We start from the raw sequence: 19950 nt of genomic DNA, 5'->3' as shown, positions 1-19950 counted from the left end.
TGCGGTCGTGGCAGTCGATCGCGTTCGTGGGGGAGTGATCCAACTTCATGCTCGATGAATCCCGTGCACCTTTGGTGCCCGCTGGGTGAGCCCCGTGCCTGCCCAGCACCTGACAGGAAGGCCACACCTATAGCCATGTCGTATGCAACCGCCCGCGACGCTCTTGCCGATCGCATCCGCTATGTGCCCGATTTTCCCGCCGAAGGCGTGATCTTTGAGGATCTCACCCCGGTGCTCGCCGACGGTGAGGCGCTGCGGGTGATCGTCGATGAGCTCTCCCAGGCCGTCAAAGAGATGGGGGCGGAGATGATCGGCGGCCTCGATGCCCGCGGCTTTCTGCTCGGCTCGGCGGTGGCCTATAAGCTCGGCATGGGCGTGCTGGCGATCCGCAAAAAGGGCAAGCTGCCGCCGCCGGTCTTTAGCGCGGAATATGACCTGGAATATGGCTCGGCAGCGCTCGAGATCCCGGGCAGCGGCGTGGAGCTACAGGGGCGCAAGATTGCGCTTGTCGACGACGTCCTGGCCACGGGCGGCACTCTCTGCGCGGCGCGAAGCCTGCTGGAAAAGGCTGGGGCCAGCGTGGTGGGCAATGCTCTCGTGCTGGAGGTCGGCGGCCTCGGCGGCCGGCAGAAGCTGGCGGACGTGCCCTTGGTTGTCCTCAACAATGGGGATATCGCCTAGGTTTATCTAATACACTTAGCGCTATGCCGGAAAACAAACCTGGACGCAACCAAGTCAGTGTCCGCAGCATGTCTGCCAGGCTCGCCCGTAGCCTCACCGGCAACAAGGTCAAGGCCAATCCTGTCCTCGAGCCGCTGATCAGCATTCACCGCGAGATCCACCCGAAGTGCGATGTCGCCCTCTTGGAGCGGGCATACTCCACCGCCGAGCGGTTGCACGATGGCGTGTATCGCAAGTCCGGTGACCCCTATATCACCCATCCCTTGGCCGTAGCCACCATCGCCGCGGAGATCGGCATGGATACCACCACCCTGTTGGCGGCGCTGCTGCACGACACGGTGGAGGACACCGACTACACCCTGGAGGATCTCACCCGCGACTTCGGTGAAGAAGTCGCCCGCATGGTTGATGGCGTGACCAAGCTGGATAAGGTGGCGCTCGGGGCGGCCGCGGAGGCGGAAACGATCCGCAAAATGATCGTGGCCATGAGCAATGATCCGCGGGTGTTGGTAATCAAGGTGGCCGATCGCCTGCACAATATGCGCACCATGCGCTTTTTGCCCCCGGAGAAGCAGGCCAAAAAGGCGCGCGAAACCCTTGAGGTGATTGCGCCGCTGGCGCACCGGCTCGGCATGGCGTCGGTGAAGTGGGAGCTGGAGGATCTCTCCTTCGCCATTTTGTATCCGAAGAAGTACCAAGAGATCGTGCGCTTGGTGGCGGATCGTGCCCCCTCGCGGGACCGCTATATCACCCAGATCATCGACGAGCTCAGCACCACCCTCAAGGACAACAACATCCACGCCGAGGTGATGGGCCGGCCGAAGCACTATTGGTCGATCTATCAGAAGATGATCGTGCGGGGCCGCGATTTCGACGAGATCTTCGATCTCATCGGCATCCGCGTGCTCGTCGATGACATCAATAGCTGCTATGCCGCCATCGGTGCGGTGCACTCCCTCTACTCCGCCATGCCCGGACGCTTCAAGGACTATATTTCGGCGCCGCGCTTCGGGGTGTATCAGTCCCTGCACACCACCGTGATGGGGCCGGGCACCAAGCCGCTTGAGGTGCAGGTGCGCACCCATGAGATGCACTACAACGCCGAGTTCGGCATTGCCGCGCACTGGCGTTATAAGGAGACCAAGGGCTCGCACAAGGGCGATAAAGCCGATCTGGATCAGATGGCGTGGCTGCGCCAGCTGCTGGATTGGCAAAAAGAAGCCGCCGACCCGAATGAGTTCCTCGATTCGCTGCGCTATGACCTCAGCAGCACGCAGATCTTCGTGTTCACCCCCAAGGGCGATGTGGTGAACCTGCCGGTGGATGCCACCCCGGTGGACTTCGCCTATGCGGTACACACCGAGGTGGGGCATCGCTGTATCGGCGCGAAGATCAACGGCAAGTTGGTGGCGCTCGAAACCAAGCTGAACTCCGGCGATCGGGTGGAGGTATTTACCTCTAAAGATCAGGCAGCAGGGCCCAGCCAGGACTGGGAGAAGTTCGTGGCCTCGCCGCGCGCCAAGGCCAAGATTCGGCAGTGGTTTGCCAAGGAGCGCCGCGAAGAGCATGTGGAGCTTGGCCGCGACGCCCTCGCCACCGAAGTACAACGCGGCGGGTTGCCCCTGCACCGGCTGATCACCTCGCAGTCCATGCGGGCGGTGGCCGAGGAGCTGCACTACCAGGACGTGGAGACGCTCTACGCCGCGATCGGTAATGGTTCGGTCTCGGCGCGGCATGTGATGAATCGCCTCATGGCGACTTTCGGCGATGCCGACGATGCCGAGGACGCCCTCGCCGCGCGCACCCCCTTCCACGAGCTGGTCAATTCCAAGCAGCGCGCCCATCAGGATTCCTCCACCGGCATCTTGGTGGAGGGCAGCCCGGATGTGATGGCGAAGCTGGCCAAGTGCTGTACCCCGGTTCCGGGCGATACCATCTTCGGTTTCGTCACCCGCGGCGGCGGGGTGAGCGTGCACCGCGCCGACTGCACCAACGCCGAGAAGCTCCAGCAGGAGCCGGAGCGGCTGATTCAGGTCTCGTGGGCCTCGGAGTCCTCGGGGACGGTATTCGCCGCCACGCTGCAAGTCGAGGCCCTTGACCGCAATGGCCTCCTGCTGGAGGTCACCCGGGTGATCGCGGAGCAGAAGGTGACGGTGACCGCGATGAATACCCGCGTCGCCGATGACCGGGTGGCGATGCTGCGCTTTACCTTCCAGGTCTCGGACTCCAAGCAGCTGGGATCCTTGATGCACCATCTGCGCAGTATCGAAGGCGTCTTCGACGTCTACCGCGTCACCTCTGGCGGCTAAAGCGCACTCAACGCTGTGCCCGCCCGTGAAGCGCAGCACAAAGGCCCACACTCTTATTCCCCGCAAGGGGGAGAGTGTGGGCCTTAGCTTTGTCGTGCCGGCCGCAGCGGCCACGCGGGTTATGTCCTAGCTCACCGTGGCGGTGGTGATCTTTACTTCCTCCGCAGGAGCGCCGTCGCTGGCGCCCTCGGCGGCACCCTTCTCGGCGATGGCGTCGAGGGTCTTCAGCCCAGCCTCATCGATGGTGCCGAAGTAGGTGTACATCGGCGGCAGCGGGGAATCATCGTAGTTGAGGAAGAACTGCGAGCCATTGGTATCGGGGCCGCTATTGGCCATGGCGATGGTGCCGCGCTCATAGTTCACGGGCTGCTGCTTTGCCTGATCCGAGGCCTCATCGGTGGGGAACTCGTTGGCGAACTGGAAGCCCGGGCCGCCCGATCCCTGGCCGCTCGGATCGCCGCACTGCAGCACGTGAATACCGGAGGTGGTGATGCGGTGGCAGATCGTATCGTTGTAGAAGCCCTCCTGTGCGAGGTGCTCCACCGCGTTGACGGTGCAGGGCGAGACGGAACGATCCAGCTTCATGCCGATCGGGCCTTGGCTGGTGTCGAGGGTGACGGTGACGGTGCCGCGGGCGGGCACATCCTCTTGGTTGGGGCGGGAGACCTCGCGGCTGGCCTCACGGCCGGAATCCTCATAGGAGCAGGTCACGGTTTCCCCAAGGGGGGTGGTGCGCTCTTTGGCCAGCGGCGTGATGTCCTGCTCCGCGGCCTCGGTGGTGCTGGTCTCCTCGGAGGCCTCCACCGCATCATCGCCTTCGTGCGTCGAAGCCCAGTAGATACCGGCGGTAGCGAGACCAATCACCGCCAGCGAGGCCAGTGCCACGCCGAGAGGCTGGGTCTTTTCCTTCCGATCACGGGACTTGATTTCGCGCTCGAGGGCGCGCATCGACTCCTCGCGACGCTTCTTATTGCTCTCCATTAGGGGTGCTCACCTAGCCTCATGTGCTCGTAGATTCCGTGCTAACTGAACACAGTTTAGAGTATCGCGGGCGCAGTGGTGGTACCGCCCGCGACCTATGATGGTGAGCATGAATCTTGCGATGATGGTCACCGGCCCTTTCCAGACCAACTGCTATGTCATCTCGGATGGCGAGCGCGCGACCGTGATCGATCCCGGCCTCGGCGCCGCCGCCGCGATCACCCAGCACCTGCGGCAGAACAATCTCACCTTGGAGCAGGTGCTGCTGACCCACGGCCACATTGATCACACCCGCGATGCGGCCGCCCTCGCCAACGAGCAGGGCTGCACTGTCTTCATTCACCCCCAGGATGCGGGCATGCTCAAGGATGGCTCCGGGGTGTCTGAGCAGGCGCAGCAGCTTTTCGACGCCGCCTCCATGCCCTTTCCGGACACGCTGGACTATCTCGATGACGGCGCTGAGGTCCACATCTGCAAGGAGCGCTTCACGGTGCGCCATGCCCCAGGCCATTCCCCGGGTTCGGTGCTCTTCGTGGGGCGGCAGGTGTGCTTTTCCGGCGATGTGCTGTTCGCCGGCTCGATTGGCCGCACCGATCTGCCGGGCTCGGATCCTGCCGCGATGAAGCGCAGCCTGGCCGATGTCGTCTCTCAGCTCCCGCCGGAGCTGCATGTGCTGCCCGGGCATGGGCCGGAGACCACGATGGCCACGGAGTTGAAGTCCAACCCCTTCCTCGCCTGATATACACTGTCATCCGTGACTGATTCGAAGAAACTCAAGGCATTTTCCGCTCCCAAGGGCGTTCCGGATTATGTTCCGGCGCACTCCGCTGAATTCAAGGCTGTCCAGAACACCTTGGTGGACCAGGCGCATCGGGCGGGCTATGAGCACATTGAGTTGCCGATCTTCGAAGACACCGGCTTATTTGCGCGCGGCGTGGGCGAATCCACCGACGTGGTGAGCAAGGAAATGTACACCTTCCCCGACCGCGGTGGGCGTTCGGTGACTCTGCGCCCCGAGGGCACGGCCGGGGTGATGCGCTCGGTGATCGAGCACAACCTCGATCGTGGCCAGCTGCCGGTGAAGCTGGCCTATGCCGGCCCCTTCTTCCGCTATGAGCGCCCCCAGGCTGGGCGCTACCGCCAGCTGCAGCAGGTGGGCGTGGAGGCCATCGGTGTCGATGATCCCGCTCTCGACGCCGAGGTGGTGGCCCTCGCCGATCGTTCTTTCCGTGCCCTAGGCTTGCGCGGTTACCGGCTGGAGCTGACCTCTCTTGGCGATGCCAGCTGCCGTGGCACCTATCGGGAGAAGCTGCAGGAGTTTCTCTTCGCCTTGCCGCTGGATGAGGCCACCCGGCAGCGCGCCGAGCTGAACCCGCTTCGCGTCTTGGACGATAAGCGTGAGGAGGTCAAGGAGATGACCGCCGATGCCCCGCTCATGCTGGACTATCTCTCTGCCGAGTGCCGAGAGCACTTCGAGACGGTCACCGGCCTGCTCGAGGACATGGGCATCGACTTCGAGATCAACCCGCGCCTGGTGCGAGGTTTGGACTACTACACCAAGACCTGCTTCGAGTTCGTGCACGATGGCTTGGGGGCACAGTCCGGTATCGGTGGCGGTGGCCGCTATGACGGGCTGATGAAACAGCTCGGCGGACAGGATCTCTCCGGTATCGGCTATGGCTTGGGTGTGGATCGCGCCCTGTTGGCCATGCAGGCCGAGGGCGTGAGACTGACCACCGGCTCCCGGGTGGATGTCTACGGTGTCGGCATGGGCGCAGACGCCAAGCGGCGGCTCGCCGCTGTCATCAATGAGCTGCGCGTGGCCGGTATCTCGGCCGATATGTCCTATGGCGATCGCGGCTTGAAGGGCGCGATGAAGGGCGCGGACCGCGCCGGCGCCCAGTTCGCACTCGTGATCGGTGATCGGGAGCTGGACAATGACGTGGTGGCGGTGAAGGATCTGAGCCGCCATGAGCAGCAGGAAGTCTCCACCGCCGCGCTGGTGGAGCACCTGCGCACCGCGCTGGCCTAATACGCTCCGAACGCAGATAACGGCGCTGCCGCGATTCCTCGTACCGCTTACGGGAATGACGCGCAGGGCCGTTGCGCATGCTAGGCCGGAACGCCGCACGGGGCGTGGCTAGCACTCCACGCGGTTGACCTTTAATCCGATGTTCACGGCGAGTCCGCCCATAGAGGTCTCCTTGTACTTGGAGAGCATGTCCTTGCCGGTATCACTCATGGTCTTGACCGCATCATCCAAAGACACCCAGTGCTGGCCATCGCCGAAGCAGGCGAGACGGGCGGCGTTAATGGACTTCACCGCGCCGATGGCATTGCGTTCAATGCAGGGGATCTGGACCAGGCCGCCGATGGGATCGCAGGTCAGCCCGAGGTTGTGTTCGAGGGCGATCTCTGCGGCGTTTTCTACTTGGGCCGCGGAGCCGCCCATGATCTGCGCCAATCCCGCCGCGGCCATAGCCGAGGCGGAGCCCACCTCCCCTTGGCAGCCCACCTCGGCGCCGGAAATGGAGGCATTTTCTTTAATGATGAGGCCAATGGCGGCGGCGGCGAGTAAAAATTCTCGGGCGGTGTCGTGGGTGAAGTCCACGCGGAAGTCGCGGGCGTAGTTCATCACCGCGGGGATGATGCCGGCTGCGCCATTGGTGGGGGCGGTAACCACCCGGCCGCCTGCGGCGTTTTCCTCATTCACCGCCAGCGCGTAGAGGTTCACCCACTCCATGGCGCGCAGCGCATCGCCCTCATCGTTCTGCTTCTCGGCACGGATACGCTCGAGCATGGCTGCGGCGCGACGACGCACCCGCAAGCCCCCAGGAAGCTCGCCGGTGGCGGCGGTGCCGCGCTGGATGCACTCGCTCATGGTGTGCCACACTCGGTCGAGATGGCCGAGCACATACTCGGCGCCGCCGTGCTCGTAGTGCAGTTGGGACTCATTGGCCAGCATGATGGCGGCGACCGACATGTCGTGCAGCCGACAGAGCTCCAGTAGCTCATTACCGGTGGTGAAGGGATACGGCAGCTCGCCCTCGCGGCCGGCGGTGGCGGCACCGGCGGGCAGGGTGGAGATCTCCTCCATCTCATCTTCCCGCAGAATGAACCCGCCGCCGACCGAGAAATAGCGCTGCGGCGCCCCGAGTGGCTCGCCGGAGGCGTCGAGCTGCTGGAAGGTCATGCCATTGGGGTGCTGTGGCAGGGGAGCGTTATCGAAGACAATCCGGTAGTCGATAGCCCCGTCGAAGGACTCGATGGTGCCGCTCTCCGGGATCGCCGCGCCAGGGGCGGGATCGATATCGTGGGGGACCGTATCGGGCTCGTAGCCCATCAGTCCAAGCAGCGTGGCGCGGTCGGTGCCATGTCCGAGACCCGTGGCGGCAAGCGAGCCGTGCAGAGTGACCGCCACGGCCCGGGGCTGATGCTGCCGTACATACTGCAGGGCAGCGCGCATCGGTCCGACAGTATGGGATGACGAGGGGCCGATGCCGATGCTAAAAAGATCAACCGCTGAAATAGTCATAGTTGCTAGTCTATTGCGGGCTACATCACATAAAGCTGCCCAGAATTACCCTCTGGTCTGGTATGTGAGAACAGGGCTTGAGCAGGGAAAATAGCACTATGTACGGGGGTGGTGATCTGGTATTTCAGACGCACCACGACACCAGGTGCCGCGGGCCCTACGAGGCAGAGGAGCCTGCCGCGTGCTCCATCATGATCGCCTCCGAGAGCTCCTCGGCGGCGCGCTGCACACGCTCCTCAAACTCGGCCGAATCCGCGCTATCGGTGGAGTGAAATACCGCCGTGGGCAAGACGCTGGCCTTCAAGTGTGTGATCAGCGGGCGCAGCGCATAGTCCACTGCGAGCAGATGGCGGGGACTGCCGGCGGTGGCCGCCAATGTCGTCGGCGTGCCCACCACCGCGGTGCGCGGCAGCGAGTCCACAAACATCTTCAATAGCCCCGAGAAACTGGCGGTAAAGATCGGAGTGGCGATAATCAGCCCATCGGCCTGCTCGACCTGGCGATGCGCAGCGCTGAGCGCCGGGCTGAGCTGAAACCCCTCGGTCATATAGGAGGCCAGATCGAAGGCCAGGGTGCGCACCTCCAGCTCGGAGCGGGAGATAGTCTCACCCTGCTGCTCCAGCGAGTCCTCGGCGGCAGTGGCGATACGGCGCGCTAAGGAAAGCGTGGAGGATGGCGAGGAGAGCCCAGCAGAAATCACGAGCAGAGATGACATGGTTTCTTAGGGTAGCCCAGCCGGTACAGAAGCGGCAGGGGAGGGGGAGAAGCCGAAGCGCACACGCCTCTGCGCGGGCCCAGCTGAAGCTGCGGGGTGGCTTAAAACTCCTCCAGCGCATCCAGCAGCGGGATCACATCGGCGGCGCCGACGATACGAATCGGCTTCTGCGATTTCTTGCCGTGCTCGGTAACAATCAGCACCCGCGGCAGCTCCGGATGCCGCAGCATCGTTACCGCCGTGGCCGCGTCCACATCGGCGGGGGCAAAGACCGCATGATCGCGCAAGGCGCGGCTATGGGCGAAATCAATTACCTCGCCCACCCGAACCGACTCGAGGGAGCCCACATCCTCGCCCGCGCTGCGGCGCAGCGACCAATCCGCAAACCACTGCGCCACCATGGTTGTAGTCAGCAGCGCCTGATAGGAGCCCTCGTGATAGATCGGGTACTGCGAAATGCCCTTCTCATTAATAATGTGAAATACCTCGGAGAGTGAGTCCTCCGGGGTGAAGCTATAGATCTTCTGCTGCCCGATCACCTGCACCACCCGCGGCGGGCTGAGCAATACATCGCGCAGCTTCTCAATTGCGGCCACTGTATCGGCCCGCGGCTCCGCAATGGGCTCGCCATCCCGATAGGAGCCGTGGCTGATCGCATTGCGCAGATCCACAAAGGCCTCAAGCTCCATCAACTGCAGGGAGGTGATGGCCCCGCTATTTTCCATGCGGCGCGCCATCGAGCCAAAGGCTTCGTAGCCCTTCGGCTGCAACACCGAGCGAAAGTGCGCCTCGATATCGTTAAATGCCGCTATGAATTGGTGGGCGCGATGCGCCGGTTCATTCGCGGCGTTGCGCTCGGCATCGCGCTCGGCGGGGCGGGTGTCAGTCATGGGGCCATCCTCTTTCCACGCATCGGGGTGTCACGGCGGCGGGCGGAAACGCTAGTTGCTATAGCCGCCGCGCTCTAAGGTGTCGCAGGTGGACATGCGTCCACTGGTGTAGCCAGTCATAAAGGCCTGCTGGCGCTGCTTCGAGGAACCGTGCGTCCAACTATCCGGTTGCACCTCGCGACCGGACTGCTGTTGGATATTGTCATCGCCAATGGCGCGCGCGGTATCCACGGCCTGCTGCACCTGCTCTTCGGTGATCTGCTCGAGATAGGCGTCCTCGCCCTTATCGGCGTAGTGCGCCCAGAGCCCTGCATAGCAATCGGCCTGCAGCTCGATCTTCACCGCATTCGAATCCGCGCCGGGATCGTTGTAGTTGCTCAAGCCCAGGGTGCCTTCCAGGTTCTGGATGTGGTGGCCGTATTCGTGGGCCACCACATACATTTGGGCGAGTGGGCCGGAATCGCCGCCGAGCTGATCCAGCTGGCTAAAAAATGAGGTGTCGAAGTAGGCGGAGTTATCCCGCGGGCAGTAGAAGGGGCCGGTGGCGGATTGTGCGATGCCACAGCCGGATTGGGTGGCGCCCTCAAAAATCACGGGGGTGGGCTCGGTGTAGTCGATGCCGGCCTGGGCCGGCAGCTGCTCGCGCCACACATCATCGACCGACAAGGCGGTGAACATCACGCGGCAATCGTCGTAGGTGTTGGCGTCCTCGCCGGTACGGCAGTGTTCCAGCGTGCCGGACTCGCTCTGGACTTGTTGTTCGGGCGCGGTGAGCTGGCCGAGGCTGCCAATATCGCCGCCCATGAATAGGTACAGCCCCACGAGCAGCAGGGTGCCGATGCCGCCGCCACCTAGCGCTACCGCTCGGCCACCGCCGCCGGTGCGGGCGCGGCTGCCCTCGCTCGTAACGTCTTTCCGAAAAGTCATGCGTTTATATTCTCACATTCTTTGCGCTTATCGACGCCATCTCGCTGCAGCCGCGGCGCGCGGGCGATGTGCGGGCGCGAGGATGGTGTCGATAAGCGTGCACAGGGGCCGGTGTCGAATATGTCCACTCTGGCGGGTAAACTCAGCACGGATCTACATATTTATGTAAAGGAAAGGGACAGCCTTCAGTGTTGCGTACTCATTATGCAGGGGATTTAAGGAAAGAAACCGCGGGTAGCGCCGTGACGCTGACCGGATGGGTCGCGCGTCGCCGTGACCACGGTGGCGTGATCTTTATTGATCTTCGCGATAGCTCCGGCGTGGCGCAGGTTGTGTTCCGCGAGTCCGAGGTGGCAGAGCAGGCACACAAGCTGCGCAGCGAGTTCTGCGTCAAGGTCACCGGCGTGGTCGAGCCGCGTCCGGAAGGAAGCGAGAACCCGAACCTTGCCTCCGGCGATGTGGAGGTCAATGTCTCCGAGCTGGAGATCCTCAATGAGGCCTCGGCGCTGCCTTTCCAGATCGAGGACGCATCCTCCTCCGGTGAGGTGGGCGAGGAAACCCGCCTGAAGTACCGCTATCTGGACTTGCGCCGCTCCAGCCAGGCCGCCGCTATGAAGCTGCGCTCGAATGTCAATCGCGCGGCCCGCTCGGTGCTCGATAGCCACGGCTTCCTCGAGATCGAAACCCCCACCCTGACGCGCTCCACCCCGGAGGGCGCCCGCGACTTCCTCGTTCCGGCGCGCCTCAAGCCGGGCTCCTGGTACGCACTGCCGCAGTCGCCGCAGCTGTTCAAGCAGCTGCTCATGGTGGCCGGCATAGAGCGCTACTACCAGATCGCGCGCTGCTACCGCGATGAGGACTTCCGCGCCGATCGGCAGCCGGAGTTCACCCAGCTGGATGTGGAGATGAGCTTCGTGGACCAGGAAGACGTCATCGCCCTGGCCGAGGACATTCTGGTGGCGCTGTGGAAGGAGATCGGCTACGAGATCTCCACCCCGATTCCGCGCATGACCTACAAGGAGGCGATGGAGAAGTACGGCTCCGATAAGCCGGATCTGCGCTTCGACATCCCGCTGGTGGAATGCACCGAGTTCTTCAAGGACACCACCTTCCGCGTCTTCCAGAATGACTACGTGGGTGCCGTGGTGATGGACGGTGGCGCCTCCCAGCCGCGTCGTCAGCTGGACGCCTGGCAGGAGTGGGCGAAGCAGCGCGGCGCGAAGGGCTTGGCCTATATCCTCGTGGGCGAGGACGGCGAGCTGGCCGGCCCGGTGGCCAAGAACATCACCGACGCCGAGCGCGCCGGCATTGCCGAGCACGTGGGCGCTAAGCCCGGCGACTGCATCTTCTTCGCCGCCGGCGATGCCAAGTCCTCCCGTGCCCTGCTGGGCGCCGCCCGTGGCGCGATCGCCGAGAAGCTCGGCCTGATCAAGGAGGGCGACTGGGCCTTCACCTGGGTCGTCGATGCACCTCTGTTCGAGCCCTCCGCCGATGCCACCGCTTCCGGCGATGTCGCTCTGGGGCACTCCCAGTGGACCGCCGTGCACCACGCCTTTACCTCCCCGAAGCCCGAGTGGATCGATAGCTTCGATGAGAACCCGGGTGAGGCCACCGCCTACGCCTATGACATCGTCTGCAACGGCAACGAGATCGGTGGCGGCTCCATCCGTATCCACCGCCGCGATGTGCAAGAGCGCGTGTTCAAGGTGATGGGCATTAGCGATGAGGAAGCTCAGGAGAAGTTCGGCTTCCTGCTCGACGCTTTCGCCTTTGGCGCCCCGCCGCACGGCGGTATCGCCTTCGGCTGGGACCGCATCGTCTCCCTACTGGGCGGCTTCGACTCCATTCGCGATGTCATCGCCTTCCCGAAGTCGGGTGGCGGAGTGGATCCGCTTACCGCGGCCCCGGCGCCGATCACCAAGCAGCAGCGCAAGGAATCGGGTATCGACGCCAAGCCGAAGGAGAAGGACGCTCAGTCCTAATCCGCACGCATCGCGGCCGCCACCCGCAGTGGTGGCGGTAGCGCGCTCAGCGAGGGTGGCAGTCTCGTGCACAGTGTGCGGCAGGCGCAGCGCCCTCGCTTTTGCATGCGCGCACCCAGATGGCGGGCATTCCGCCGTTGTCTCGCGCGATGCTGAACCGCGGGGCTGCGGATGTGATGTCGCTGTGAATATCGCCTAGGCCCTATCGGTAGGGCCAGCCACTCAGGCACAATGGTGCTCATGACTGTAAGGAATTGAGTGCGTGCGTACTGCCGTGCATAGCCCCGTAGGGGGGCGGTGTTTATGCGCGGGAGCCTTAACCGAACCATACTTTTAGCTCATAACCCCACCGAGGAGAGATCACGCCCATGTCGGCGACAATCACACCCACCGCGGCCGTCGAAGAGATCCACGAGCATGTGGTTGCTCGTGCAGAAAAGCTCTTGTGCAAGCGGTACGGTGGTTCCCTCAGGCTGGTCGGCGCAGAAATTCTCGAGGGCTCGGGCAATTCCACCGTGTTGCGGTTGAAGCTCACCCCCTCGCCCTATCTGCAAGAGCGCACGGTGGTGGTCAAACACTCGCCGTCCTCGGACGATCCTCTTGATCCCACCCGCTTCCTGCGGGAAGTGGTGGCCTATCAATTCACCACCTCGCTGCCGAATGATGTCCGGCCAGGGCCGGTGCTCTTGGCCTATGACATGGAGGAACGCCTATTGGTGATCTCTGACTGCGGCGATGTAGATACCTTCGCCGATCTGATGGATCGGGCCGATACCGAACAGCGCCGCTCCCTGCTGCGCCGCCTCGGCCGTGCCCTTGGTCTGCTGCACTCGGCTTCTGCCGATCACGAACAAGACTTTGACATCCTCTTCCGCCGCATGGTGTCCAAGCATGGGGCACAGGCCTCCCACGCCGGCTATCGGGACCAGGCACTGGAAACCGGGGTGCTCTCTGGCCTGGAGTTCCTAGAGAAGCACGGGGTGGTGATTGATGACACCGTGCGACGTTTCGCCCACGAGGCGCAGCGCCGCCTGGTCTCCGGGCAGCACCGAGCGTTCACGCCCTTCGATCTGTCTCCGGATAATATCGTCTACTCGGAGCGCCCTGAATTCTTGGACTATGAGTGGGCGGGCTTCCGCGATGCCACCTTCGATGTGGCCTGCGTGGTTGCTGGCTTCCCCCAATTCGTGTTCTCTCACCGGCTGAGTGATCAGGAAGCGGATCTCTTCGTCGAGGCATGGCGTCAAGAGGTGAGCAGCATGTGGCCGAACGTGAATAACCCCGAGCGTTTGCGTGCCCGCATCGTCACCGCGCTGGTGGGCTGGGCAGTGCTGTCGATCTGGCATCTCAATTTCGGCCCGCTCAATATTCTCGATCAGATGAGCCCGGCCGAGGACTCCGTCGACGAGGCCGCGCAGAACACCAACCTGGGCTGGTCCGCGCAGCAGATGCTCGACTCCTTCGATGACACCGCCGAGCTGGAGCGGCTCGCGAAGATCGACATCTACGAAACCTTCGATGCACTCATCCGCTTCGCCCAGCGTTCGGACGATCCCCGTTTCCCCGCCGTGGTGGACTTTGCCCAGCACGTGATCGATCGATTCGTCGGTGCCGACCTCGCCGAGACCCTGCGCGAGAACACCCACTAGGAGTAGGTAGAGCACACATGCCCCAACAAGGCCTGTTTGATACGGCCGGAGCGGACGCGGCCGGCGCGGGCGGCACAGCAGGGATGTCAGCAGGATCCGCCGCCGCGGACTATTTCCATCCCGGTGCCGCCGCCCCCTTGGCGGCGCGGATGCGCCCCCGCAGCCTCGATGAGGTGGTGGGACAAGACCACCTTCTCGGCCCAGGCAAGCCGCTGCGGCGGCTGGTGGAGGGCTCCGGCGACGCCTCGGTGATTCTCTATGGCCCGCCGGGGACAGGAAAGACCACGATCGCCTCGCTGGTGAGTGCCGCTACTGGCCGGCACTTCGTGGCGCTCTCGGCGCTGAATAGTGGGGTGAAGGAGGTGCGCGCGGTCATCGATGAGGCGCGCCGCCGCCTCATCCAGGGCCAGCAAACCGTGCTCTTTATTGATGAGGTGCACCGCTTTTCGAAAACGCAGCAAGACGCGCTGCTGGCCGCGGTGGAAAACCGCACCGTCTTACTCGTCGCCGCCACCACGGAGAACCCGAGCTTTTCGGTGGTCTCGCCGCTGCTCTCACGCTCGCTCTTACTCCAGCTCAACCCGCTGGAGGATGACTCCATTAAGCAGCTGATCACCCGCGCCCTCGAGGATGAGCGCGGCATCGGTGGCCGCATCAACGCCGATGATGAGGCCTTAGAGCAGCTGGTGCTGCTCGCCGGCGGCGATGGCCGCCGCAGCCTCACCTATCTCGAGGCCTGCGCGGAGGCCGTCGAGGATGGCGGCACACTTACTCTGGAGACCATCGCCGACAACGTCAATCGTGCGATCGTGCGCTATGACCGCGATGGGGACCAGCACTATGACGTCACCAGTGCCTTCATCAAATCCATTCGCGGCTCGGATGTGGACGCGGCCCTGCACTATCTGGCGCGGATGATCGATGCGGGGGAGGATCCTCGCTTTATTGCTCGCCGGCTGGTGATCGCCGCCAGTGAGGATATCGGCATGGCCGATCCCACCGCGCTGAGCATCGCCACCGCTGCTGCCCAGGCGGTGCAGCTGATCGGTCTGCCCGAGGGACGTATCGTGCTCGCCCAAGCGGTGGTGCATTTGGCCACGGCACCAAAGTCCAATGCGGTGTACCGGGCCATCGACCGCGCGCTCGAGGATGTGCGCCAGGGCAAGAACTATCCCGTGCCGCAGCACCTGCGCGACGGGCACTATGAAGGCGCAAAGAAGCTGGGCAATGCGGTGGGGTATAGCTATCCGCATGACGATCCGCGCGGGGTGGTAGCGCAGCGTTATATCCCCGAAGCGCTGGACGATGCCGTTTACTATGAGCCGAGCACCCACGGTGCGGAAAAACGTCTGTATGATTTTATCGGCCGCCTGCGCAGGATCGTGCGCGGCTAAAGAGTAAACTACCCAGAGATTGACACTCATACCACGGTGAAGCGAGGAATTTTTCGTGCAGACTCATGAGATCCGAGAGCGTTTTACGCAGCACTTCGTGAAGGCAGGCCACGAGGCCGTGCCGAGCGCCTCGCTGATTCTTGACGATCCCACCCTGCTGTTCGTGAACGCCGGCATGGTTCCCTTCAAGCCCTACTTCTTAGGCCAGCAGAATCCGCCTTTCCCCAATGGCACGGCCACCTCCATCCAGAAGTGTGTGCGCACCCTCGACATCGAGGAGGTGGGCATTACTACCCGCCACAACACCTTTTTCCAGATGGCCGGCAACTTCTCCTTCGGCCAGTACTTCAAGGAAGGCGCGATCACCCATGCCTGGGAGCTGCTCACCGGAGATGTAGCCGAGGGCGGCTATGGTCTCGACCCGAAGCGCCTCTGGGTAACGGTGTACCTCGACGATGACGAGGCTGCTGATATCTGGTATAAGAAGATTGGTGTACCCACCGAGCGAATCCAGCGCCTAGGCATGGCAGATAACTACTGGTCCATGGGCATTCCCGGCCCCTGCGGCCCCTGCTCCGAGATCTACTATGATCGCGGACCCGAATATGGCCAAGAGGGCGGCCCGGTGGCGGATGATAACCGCTACATGGAGATCTGGAACCTCGTGTTCATGGAGAATGAGCGCGGCGAGGGCACCGGCAAGGACTCCTTCGAGGTCCTCGGCCCGCTGCCGAAGAAGAATATTGATACCGGCCTCGGCATTGAGCGTGTCGCCTGCATCATGCAGGGCGTAGACAATGTCTACGAGACGGATCTGCTGCGCCCCGTCATTGACGTGGCCGAAACGCTCACCGGCGCCACCTATGGCAAGAACCACCAGAACGATATTCGTTTCCGCGTGATCGCCGATCACTCCCGCACCGGCATGATGCTCATCCTCGATGGTGTCACCCCGGGTAATGAGGGCCGCGGCTATATTCTGCGCCGGCTGTTGCGCCGTATCATCCGCTCCGCGAAGCTGCTCGGGGCCACCGGCGAGACCATGGAACAGTTGATGAACACCATCATGGACACCATGGAGCTGTCCTACCCGGAGATCGCGGACGCCCGCGCCCGCATTCTGCAGGTGGCCACCAATGAGGAAAAGGCCTTCCTGCGCACGCTCGAATCGGGCACGCACCTCTTTGATAATGCCGCCACCGAGGCCCGCTCCGCTGGGGTGACCAGCCTCTCCGGCGATAAGGTATTCGCCCTGCACGACACGTATGGCTTCCCGATCGATCTCACCCTCGAGATGGCCGCCGAGGCGGGCCTCGACGTGGATCGCGAGGGCTTCGATCAGCTCATGGCCGAGCAGCGCGCCCGCGCTAAGGCCGATAGCGTGGCCAAGAAGCACGGCCATGCCGACATGTCCGTCTACCGCGAGTTCGTGGACGATCACCCCACCGAGTTCGTCGGCTATGACAACCTCGAGTCCGAATCCCGTGTGCTGGGCCTGATCCGCCAAGGGCAGCGTCTCGACGCCGCCTCCCCGGGCGAGGAGGTCGAGGTGATCCTCGACGTCTCGCCGATGTATGCCGAAGCAGGCGGCCAGCTGGGCGATCGTGGCCGTATCACCGCCGGCTCCGCCGATTTGGAAGTCAGCGATGTGCAGAAGATCGGCAAGAAGCTGTGGGTACACAAAGCCCGCGTGGTCGGCGGTGAATTGGGTGTGGGCGCGCAGGTGCACGCCGCCGTCGATCCGGCATGGCGGCACGCCGCCCGCCAGGCACACTCCGCCACCCACCTCATTCACGCCGCGCTGCGGGAGGTTCTCGGCCCCACAGCCGTCCAGGCTGGCTCGATGAATAAGCCGGGCTATCTGCGCTTCGACTTCAACTACACCCAGGCACTGAGCCCGGAGCAGATGCAGCAGATCGAGTACATCACCAATCAGGCTGTGGACACCGACCACCAGGTCAATACCATCGAAACCACCCTGGATGAGGCCAAGGCCATGGGTGCGATGGCGCTCTTCGGCGAGAACTACGGCCGCAATGTGCGCGTGGTGGAAATCGGTGGCCCCTTCTCCATGGAGCTCTGCGGCGGCACCCACGTGCAGCACTCCTCGCAGATCGGCCCCGTGGCCGTGCTGGGCGAGTCCTCGGTGGGATCCGGAGTGCGCCGCATCGAGGCCTATTCCGGCCTGGATTCCTTCTCCTACCTCTCCCGCGAGCGCGCCCTCGCCGCCGGCCTGGCGAGCTCCTTGAAGGCTCCCAGCGAGGAGCTGCCGGAGCGCATCTCCCAGCTGACCGAGAAGCTCAAGCTGGCCGAGAAGCAGATCGCCCAGCTGCACAAGCAGCAGCTGGCCGCCCAGACCGGCGAGATCCTCTCCTCGGCCCGCCCAGTGGGCGGCTATGAGCTGATCACCGCAACCCCGGCCGAGAATCTCTCCGGCGGAGACCTGCGCGAGATGGCCTCTGATCTGAAGAACCGCCTCGGCGAGCGTGCCGGTGTGGTGGTGCTGGCCAGCGATAATGGTGGCAAGGTGCCCTTCATCGTTGCTGCCACCGCGCAGGCGGTGTCCCAAGGCATCAAGGCCGGCGAGTTGGTCAAGACCTTCGGCAGCCACATTGGTGGCCGCGGCGGCGGCAAGCCGGATATGGCCCAGGGCTCTGGCTCTGACGCCTCCGGTATCGCTGCCGGTTTCGCTGCAGTAGCCGCAGCACTCGAGGGCTAGACGCCCGCAACGCGTGCACCCATCCCGAGGTAGAAGGGGTGGGTGTTTCGTTTGCCATAAGAAATAAATCTGCGCTGAATCGACGCGGCTCGCCGCTCCCGAGACGCCCATTAGTCAAGGCCTGATACTTGAATCATTGTGGGTGGTGTGGGGGAGGTGGGCGTCGAAAAGCCATATTACTGGGCAACACACGCCGGAATATTTATCACTAAACGGTTACGAATCGCTACATTGTAGGTGTAGCTATGTGCTCAATGCCCGTTGTGAAGATAGAAAGATGCGAATGGCCAATAAACCAGTACCCGATGAGCCTGGGGTTGATGATCCCGGAGTGGGTCGACGGCTCGGTATCGACGTCGGGACGGCGCGTATTGGTCTCGCCATGTCGGATCGTGGCGCCTCGCTGGCTATGCCGGTGGAAACTGTGCAGCGCCAGACGGGGTTCGGGGGCAGAGACCTAGCGGATATTGACCGTCTGATCGAGATCATCGAAGACGGTCAGGTAGTGGAGGTCGTGGTCGGTTTGCCGCGCGATCTCAAGGGACATGGCTCCAAGTCAGTCAAGCATGCCAAAGAAATTGCGTTCCGGATTAACCGGCGGCTGAGTCGCGCGGGGCACAGCATCCCCGTGCGTTTCGCCGATGAGCGCCTCACCACCGTCGTGGCCACCCAAGCGATGCACGCGGCGGGGCGCTCTAGCCGCACGAGCCGAGACGTGATTGATCAGGCAGCTGCAGTGGAAATCTTGCAATCGTGGCTGGACGCGCGGAACAACCGCCTCTGCCGCGAGGGCGAGGAGTAAAGAATCTGAGAGGCTCAAATAAGTTATGGCTCAACGTCCTCAAGCCCGGCGCGGTAGGCGCATGGAACCGGTGTATGTCAAAAGGCGCCAGCGCGGTGTGGCTATTTTGGTTGCCTCTCTGCTGCTTATCATCGGCTCCGTCATCTACATCGCCGTGATGCGCGCAAATCCACCGAGCCTCGCCGACTACTCCGGCGAGGGCAATGGCGAGATCGAGCTCGTGCAGATCAACGAGGGCGAGTCCGTCTCCGAGCTGGGAGGGGAGTTGGTCGAGCGCGGCATCGTGAAGTCCAATGGTGCCTTCCAGCGGGCGGCCGGCGCGAACCCCGATGCCGCCAGCATTCAGCCCGGCTTCTACCGTCTGCAGGGCGAGATGAGCGCCGAGGCGGCCGTGGCGGCGCTGGTGGATCCCGCCAATAAGGCCGAGGCGCTGCAGGTGCCCGGCGGCCAGACCCTGATGGATGTGCGTGCCGTCAGTGGCGAAGTCCGGCCCGGTATTCTTTCCGAGATCTCCCGCATCAGCTGCGAGGACGCGGCAGGGGAGTGCATCCCGCTACCCGAGCTGGAAAAGGCGGCCGCCAACGCGAACCTCGAAGAGCTCGGCGTGCCCGCGTGGGCGCTCGAGCCGGTGCGCGCCCGCGGCGCGGATCCGAAGCGTCTTGAGGGGCTCATCGCCCCCGGCACCTATGTGATCGACCCCAAGGCCGATGCCACTGCCGTGCTGAAGGATCTGGTGACCCGCTCCACCAAGATCTATAACGACACCGATATCGTCGCCCGTGCCCAGGCCGTTGGACTGAGCCCCTATGAGCTGCTCATCGCCGCATCCCTGGTTGAGCGTGAGGCCCCGGCCGGTGACTTCGACAAGGTGGCCCGCGTCATTCTCAACCGCCTCGATAAGCCGATGCGCCTGGAGTTCGACTCCACCGTGAACTATGGCCTGCCCGAGGTGGAAGTGGCTACCACCGATAAGGACCGTTCCCGCGTCACCCCGTGGAATACCTATGCCAAGGAGGGTCTGCCCGAGACTCCCATCGCGGCCCCCTCTGAGGAGGCGCTGCGCGCCATGGAGAATCCGGCCGAGGGCAATTGGCTATTCTTCGTGACGGTGGATAAGGACGGCACCACCGTGTTCAACGACAACTTTGACCAGCACCAGGCCGATACCCAGCGCGCCATCCAAAACGGCGTGCTCGACAGCGGCCGTGAAGAGCCCGAGCCCCCAGCAGCGCCGGAGCCGCCGGCACCGGAGGCTCCCTAAACAAAAGGGCTCTAGGACGATAGCTCCGCACGGGGCTGCACGCCCCAGGCACGCTTGACGCCCGCCTTGGGCGCACACAGCGCCCGCCTCCCACGTAACGGAGGC

General features: G+C 63.5%; 15 protein-coding genes. 10 read left to right on the top strand and 5 right to left on the bottom strand.

Annotated elements, in window-relative coordinates:
* The first annotated feature begins 135 nt into the window (after positions 1-135).
* Together GBB14_RS01075 and GBB14_RS01070 are read left to right on the top strand one after the other, a co-directional pair.
* Positions 136-681: an adenine phosphoribosyltransferase gene (locus GBB14_RS01075; protein ID WP_151528657.1), complete on the top strand. Its 546-nt coding sequence runs from the start codon at positions 136-138 to the stop codon at positions 679-681.
* A gap of 23 nt (positions 682-704) precedes the next feature.
* Positions 705-2990, top strand: a complete 2286-nt coding sequence (locus GBB14_RS01070) for a bifunctional (p)ppGpp synthetase/guanosine-3',5'-bis(diphosphate) 3'-pyrophosphohydrolase (protein ID WP_151528658.1) — start codon at positions 705-707, stop codon at positions 2988-2990.
* Between the two features lie 126 nt (positions 2991-3116).
* Here GBB14_RS01070 and GBB14_RS01065 read toward each other — a convergent pair whose 3' ends face one another.
* A complete protein-coding gene (locus tag GBB14_RS01065; RefSeq protein WP_151528659.1) occupies positions 3117-3971 on the bottom strand; it encodes a peptidylprolyl isomerase in 855 nt (284 codons plus the stop codon).
* A gap of 109 nt (positions 3972-4080) precedes the next feature.
* Here GBB14_RS01065 and GBB14_RS01060 point away from each other — a divergent pair, with 109 nt between their 5' ends.
* Positions 4081-4710, top strand: coding sequence for an MBL fold metallo-hydrolase (locus GBB14_RS01060; RefSeq protein WP_151528660.1), 630 nt, complete (start codon positions 4081-4083; stop codon positions 4708-4710).
* 6 nt (positions 4711-4716) lie between these two features.
* Entirely contained in the window at positions 4717-6003 is a 1287-nt protein-coding gene (gene hisS / locus GBB14_RS01055; protein ID WP_151528661.1) for a histidine--tRNA ligase, read from the top strand.
* A gap of 108 nt (positions 6004-6111) precedes the next feature.
* On the opposite strand, the gene GBB14_RS01050 is transcribed toward hisS, so the two are convergent.
* The 4 genes from GBB14_RS01050 to GBB14_RS01035 form a co-directional block, all read right to left on the bottom strand.
* Complete coding sequence (locus GBB14_RS01050) at positions 6112-7506, bottom strand: L-serine ammonia-lyase (RefSeq protein ID WP_151528662.1); 1395 nt, start codon at positions 7504-7506, stop codon at positions 6112-6114.
* Positions 7507-7663: 157 nt separating this feature from the next.
* Positions 7664-8221, bottom strand: a complete 558-nt coding sequence (locus GBB14_RS01045) for a CE1759 family FMN reductase (protein WP_151528663.1) — start codon at positions 8219-8221, stop codon at positions 7664-7666.
* A gap of 101 nt (positions 8222-8322) precedes the next feature.
* Positions 8323-9111: a CBS domain-containing protein gene (locus GBB14_RS01040; RefSeq protein WP_151528664.1), complete on the bottom strand. Its 789-nt coding sequence runs from the start codon at positions 9109-9111 to the stop codon at positions 8323-8325.
* 51 nt (positions 9112-9162) lie between these two features.
* The gene (locus tag GBB14_RS01035; protein ID WP_151528665.1) at positions 9163-10038 is read right to left on the bottom strand and encodes a neutral zinc metallopeptidase; all 876 of its coding nucleotides are present in this window, start codon (positions 10036-10038) and stop codon (positions 9163-9165) included.
* 188 nt (positions 10039-10226) lie between these two features.
* Here GBB14_RS01035 and aspS point away from each other — a divergent pair, with 188 nt between their 5' ends.
* The 6 genes from aspS (at position 10227) to mltG (ending at position 19845) form a co-directional block, all read left to right on the top strand.
* Entirely contained in the window at positions 10227-12020 is a 1794-nt protein-coding gene (aspS, locus tag GBB14_RS01030) for an aspartate--tRNA ligase (RefSeq protein WP_151528666.1), read from the top strand.
* Positions 12021-12388: 368 nt separating this feature from the next.
* Positions 12389-13669 carry a phosphotransferase family protein gene (locus GBB14_RS01025; protein WP_151528667.1) on the top strand — a complete coding sequence of 427 codons (1281 nt, stop codon included), beginning with the start codon at positions 12389-12391 and terminating at the stop codon, positions 13667-13669.
* Between the two features lie 17 nt (positions 13670-13686).
* Positions 13687-15063: a replication-associated recombination protein A gene (locus GBB14_RS01020; RefSeq protein ID WP_151528668.1), complete on the top strand. Its 1377-nt coding sequence runs from the start codon at positions 13687-13689 to the stop codon at positions 15061-15063.
* A 55-nt stretch (positions 15064-15118) separates the two neighbouring features.
* Positions 15119-17782 carry an alanine--tRNA ligase gene (gene alaS / locus GBB14_RS01015; protein ID WP_151530473.1) on the top strand — a complete coding sequence of 888 codons (2664 nt, stop codon included), beginning with the start codon at positions 15119-15121 and terminating at the stop codon, positions 17780-17782.
* A gap of 283 nt (positions 17783-18065) precedes the next feature.
* A complete protein-coding gene (gene ruvX / locus GBB14_RS01010; protein ID WP_151528670.1) occupies positions 18066-18584 on the top strand; it encodes a Holliday junction resolvase RuvX in 519 nt (172 codons plus the stop codon).
* 61 nt (positions 18585-18645) lie between these two features.
* On the top strand, positions 18646-19845 hold the full coding sequence (mltG, locus tag GBB14_RS01005; protein ID WP_151528864.1) for an endolytic transglycosylase MltG: 1200 nt from the start codon (positions 18646-18648) through the stop codon (positions 19843-19845).
* Positions 19846-19950: the final 105 nt, after the last annotated feature.

The organism is Corynebacterium sp. 51B (assembly GCF_008930785.1).
GTDB lineage: Bacteria > Actinomycetota > Actinomycetes > Mycobacteriales > Mycobacteriaceae > Corynebacterium > Corynebacterium megadyptis.
This window is presented reverse-complemented; position numbering and strand designations above follow the sequence as displayed.

Coding starts and splice junctions, on each gene's coding strand:
- mltG (WP_151528864.1), top strand. CDS start 18,646: ATGGAACCGGTGTATGTCAAAAGGCGCCAGCGCGGTGTGGCTATTTTG.
- GBB14_RS01060 (WP_151528660.1), top strand. CDS start 4,081: ATGAATCTTGCGATGATGGTCACCGGCCCTTTCCAGACCAACTGCTAT.
- GBB14_RS01075 (WP_151528657.1), top strand. CDS start 136: ATGTCGTATGCAACCGCCCGCGACGCTCTTGCCGATCGCATCCGCTAT.
- GBB14_RS01045 (WP_151528663.1), bottom strand. CDS start 8,221: ATGTCATCTCTGCTCGTGATTTCTGCTGGGCTCTCCTCGCCATCCTCC.
- GBB14_RS01020 (WP_151528668.1), top strand. CDS start 13,687: ATGCCCCAACAAGGCCTGTTTGATACGGCCGGAGCGGACGCGGCCGGC.
- ruvX (WP_151528670.1), top strand. CDS start 18,066: ATGGCCAATAAACCAGTACCCGATGAGCCTGGGGTTGATGATCCCGGA.
- GBB14_RS01065 (WP_151528659.1), bottom strand. CDS start 3,971: ATGGAGAGCAATAAGAAGCGTCGCGAGGAGTCGATGCGCGCCCTCGAG.
- GBB14_RS01040 (WP_151528664.1), bottom strand. CDS start 9,111: ATGACTGACACCCGCCCCGCCGAGCGCGATGCCGAGCGCAACGCCGCG.
- GBB14_RS01070 (WP_151528658.1), top strand. CDS start 705: ATGCCGGAAAACAAACCTGGACGCAACCAAGTCAGTGTCCGCAGCATG.
- GBB14_RS01025 (WP_151528667.1), top strand. CDS start 12,389: ATGTCGGCGACAATCACACCCACCGCGGCCGTCGAAGAGATCCACGAG.
- GBB14_RS01035 (WP_151528665.1), bottom strand. CDS start 10,038: ATGACTTTTCGGAAAGACGTTACGAGCGAGGGCAGCCGCGCCCGCACC.
- GBB14_RS01050 (WP_151528662.1), bottom strand. CDS start 7,506: ATGACTATTTCAGCGGTTGATCTTTTTAGCATCGGCATCGGCCCCTCG.